Raw genomic sequence first — 3,505 nt, forward strand, 5'->3', positions numbered from 1 at the left:
CCTCTGGGGCGCTACGTTCTGTAAGTGGATACCACCTTTTCGTTGTCGATAATCAGCGCTTTCGTCACCACCGCCGGTAATGCCCGGGGGGTGAAAAATGCAAAATCAATCTCACCGTAGGGCATTTCACCGGTGTCCTCCGGCGTCTGCGCTTCGCCTGCCCGGCAGGCGCTGATCATGACCAGCATCAGCAGAGGAAAAAGGGCTTTCAGCTTCATACCTTCTTCCCGTCCATGCTGTAGACCGAGCGTTTCCACTGCTCATCCGGCCGGTTGATAAAGCCAATCAGCTCTGAGGGCGATGCCCCTCCGTGAATGAAGCCGTCCGTATTCACCACGATGGCATTCCAGTTGGCCGAACAGTGAATATACTTCTCCGCAATTACGTCCAGCTCATCCTGACTGAGCGCCGGTGGCGTCTGGCCGCTACGGGCAGCTTTCCCCATCGCCAGCGCTTTGTCCCAGAGAGGCGCAAGCTCATCCGGAATAGAGAGTTCTTTATCTTTACTCTGAATAGGGTCAAATACCACCCCGGCCTCCTGTGCAGCCTCAAGCATCACCCTCAGCACCACGCGGGACCAGTCGTTTCTGACGGCCCGCTCCCGCAGGGTCAGCGCCGCAAAGCTGCGCTTCTGCATCTGGCCGTACCGGTCCGGGGGAAGCCTGTCGTCATGCCAGGTTTCTGCCGAAATGTCGTTTGTCCGCAGCAGAGGGGCCAGGCAGGGCGATTTATCCAGCGCCTGCAGCTGCGCCACGGCCTGCCGGTATGCCTGCGTCTTTTCACCGGGCAGACCGTACGGTACGGTTTCCGTTGCAGGCCGCGTCAGAAAAAGATGCTCCTTCGTGACGGGCAGATAACCGCCGCCGATATCCGAATGCACGCCGGGCAGCGCCAGTTCCGGCCAGGCCGGTTTCACGCTGTTCAGCGCAAAGTTAAAGCGACACTCGTTTGCGGCGGTGATATGAAAGACCTTCTCCGCCACGCCGGGACGCAGGGTGAGCTTCACGTCCCCGGTATCCGCGCTGTGCGGATTCAGGCCGTTAACCGGCGTTCCAATGGCGGCAACGGTATCGAAAATGCCGATGAAGCGGGTTTTACCGGCAGGAGAACCATTGAAGGTCGTGTCCGTCATGGCCTGCCGGATGGCGCTGATAATTGCAGGGTCTTCGGACTGGATACGGTTGGCAAAATGGCGGGCAGCCGCCGCACCGCGGCTGAACCCGAAGATGTCAAACTGAAGACGATTTATAATAATCTCACAGCCCGATTTGCTTCGTATATCCTCTGCGGCGTCTGAAATAGCTTTTACTAACTGAGATACAGCGTGGTTAGTTTTAGCAACAACTCCGGTGTCGGATATACCAAAACCCTGTCCAAGCTTACTGTCGGGTTTACCGGCTTCGGTCCCAATACCATCAATGTAGATAACTGCCTGAACATCTGAATCGTTACCGGATATGGTTTGTTTATACAACGTGCTCAGCCAGTGAATATTGGTGTAGTACCCGGTATAGCTGGTTGCACCACTGCCTGATACACCAAAGTTCTCCCGGGCGCATTTTGCCAGAATGGACTCGGCTTCCGGGTCATTCAGATTGTAATGACCGGCGGTATACGCCTTCAGCATGTTCTGCGTGTTAACGGCATTGTTGCCGGTGCCGTCGAAGAATACGCCGAGCGTCAGCGTGATCTCCCGTTTCTTTTTCTTCGCCGCCTGCGCATGTTGTTCCGGCTCTGGAGAGACTACCGGGGCCATCCTGGCTTTTGCCTCTGAAAGCTGTGGGATCGTACCCGGGGCAATCAGAAAATTGGTCCCCTGCGGGCATCCGCAACGGATCTCCGCACCGTCCACCGCAACCGCGGCACTGTTTGAGCACCGGTGATCTCCGTCCACAATGACTCCCACTTCCCCGCACTTCGGGCAGGGTGTAGTCTTGTCACCGATATAGAGCTTCAGCAGCCCCATAACCGACATACCAGGGCGGGCGGCAATGCACTGTGCCCCTGATGAGGTTTTATCTCCATGTAATCCGACGTTTTTACCGTGAACGGTACAGCCTCTGTTGACCGACATAACTCAACCCTCTGCCGGTAAAAAATCAGCATCCATCGGCAGCCCTTTCAGCTCATTCAGCGTACATCCGGCCTGCGGGGTGCTGATAATTACGTCACCGTTACTCAGGCGGCTGCCGACCAGCGCGATACTTTTACCGCCTTTCCGAAATTTCGACCCACTGCCGGTGACAATCCGGGCGATGGTGCCGTCAGGATAAACCACCTCATCACCTTCCAGCGCGACGTTGACCTTCTGCCCGCTCTCAAGCGCTATTTCAGAGCCGTTCCAGGCAGCACGTACCACTCCGCCGCTTCGGGTCAGCGCCCCGTCTACCGCGATCCGGTAAATCGCCACCACCGGATGCTCCCGCAGGAATGCCTCCTGCTCTTCAATAGTCTGACGAGCTCCCTCAGACATGGCAGCTTTCTTCTCAGCTGAAAATGGCGGATGCGCCAGTGAGGCGGCTAATTCAGGAGTCAGTTCGTTAGAATATTGCTGTTCCATATCAAATCCCTCTTTTTCCTGTGGGTTAAGTGTCTATAGTAACCAGATGGATCACTTAACCAAAATTTAATGCGACCATCAGCCTGGCAGAGCTGTCTTCTCATCCTCAAGTATTTTGTAAACGGTAGAACGGGCAATGCCGAGCTGCCGGGCGATATCCGTTGCGCCAGTTCCTTTGCCGTGGAGTGCCAGCACACTGTTTCTGTCGATGGTGCGTCTGCGGCCAAAGCGGATGCCTTTCAGCTTTGCTTCCTGTCTGCCTTCATTCGTACGCTCCAGTATCCTTCGCCGCTCAGCCTGGGCTACAGCTGACAAAAATGTTACTAAATGCCCGTCAGGCAGGGAGGCCGATATGCCAGTTGATTTTCTGACCACTGAGCAGACTGAAAGCTATGGTCGATTCACCGGTGAACCAGATGAGCTTCAGCTGGCCCGCTATTTTCATCTTGATGAGGCAGACAAGGAATTTATCGGAAAAAGCAGAGGTGATCACAACCGTCTGGGTATTGCCCTGCAAATTGGATGCATCCGTTTTCTCGGCACCTTCCTCACCGATATGAATCATATTCCTTCCGGCGTCCGGCATTTTATTGCCAGACAGCTCGCCATCCACGATATCACCGTGCTGGCAGAGTATGGTCAGAGAGAAAATACCCGTCGTGAGCATGCCGCGCTGATACGTCAGCATTATGATTATCGCGAATTTGCCTGGCCCTGAACTTTTCGTCTTACCCGTCTTTTATATACCCGGAGCTGGATAAGCAACGAACGTCCGGGGCTGCTTTTCGACCTGGCGACAGGATGGCTGATGCAGCACCGAATTATTCTCCCCGGCGCGACCACGTTGACCCGGCTGATTTCAGAGGTAAGGGAAAAGGCAACGCTGCGCCTGTGGAGCCGGCTGGCAATGATACCGTCTGCCGTGCATGGTTAGGAGATTGAATC

Annotated in this window: 3 protein-coding genes and 2 pseudogenes; 1 reads left to right on the forward strand and 4 read right to left on the reverse strand. The window is 55.3% G+C overall.

Features of this window, described 5'->3' with window-relative positions; translation table 11 throughout:
* Positions 1-11: 11 nt before the first annotated feature.
* The 4 genes and pseudogenes from NG99_RS18785 to NG99_RS28375 form a co-directional block, all read right to left on the reverse strand.
* Positions 12-218, reverse strand: coding sequence for a DUF2931 family protein (locus NG99_RS18785; RefSeq protein ID WP_034896281.1), 207 nt, complete (start codon positions 216-218; stop codon positions 12-14).
* Positions 215-2,074 carry a phospholipase effector Tle1 domain-containing protein gene (locus tag NG99_RS18790; RefSeq protein WP_052130784.1) on the reverse strand — a complete coding sequence of 620 codons (1,860 nt, stop codon included), beginning with the start codon at positions 2,072-2,074 and terminating at the stop codon, positions 215-217. The genes NG99_RS18785 and NG99_RS18790 overlap by 4 nt, the downstream gene beginning before the upstream one ends.
* 3 nt (positions 2,075-2,077) lie before the next feature.
* Positions 2,078-2,560 (reverse strand): PAAR domain-containing protein, encoded by a 483-nt coding sequence (locus NG99_RS18795; RefSeq protein ID WP_034896283.1) that lies wholly within the window; start codon positions 2,558-2,560, stop codon positions 2,078-2,080.
* Positions 2,561-2,638: 78 nt separating this feature from the next.
* A pseudogene (locus NG99_RS28375) lies at positions 2,639-2,887 on the reverse strand (helix-turn-helix domain-containing protein); the annotation flags it as partial.
* A gap of 25 nt (positions 2,888-2,912) precedes the next feature.
* Between NG99_RS28375 and NG99_RS28380 the strand changes: the two are divergent.
* A pseudogene (locus NG99_RS28380) lies at positions 2,913-3,479 on the forward strand (DUF4158 domain-containing protein); the annotation flags it as partial.
* Positions 3,480-3,505 lie beyond the last annotated feature (26 nt).

The sequence above is a fragment of the Erwinia typographi genome (assembly GCF_000773975.1).
GTDB lineage: Bacteria > Pseudomonadota > Gammaproteobacteria > Enterobacterales > Enterobacteriaceae > Erwinia > Erwinia typographi.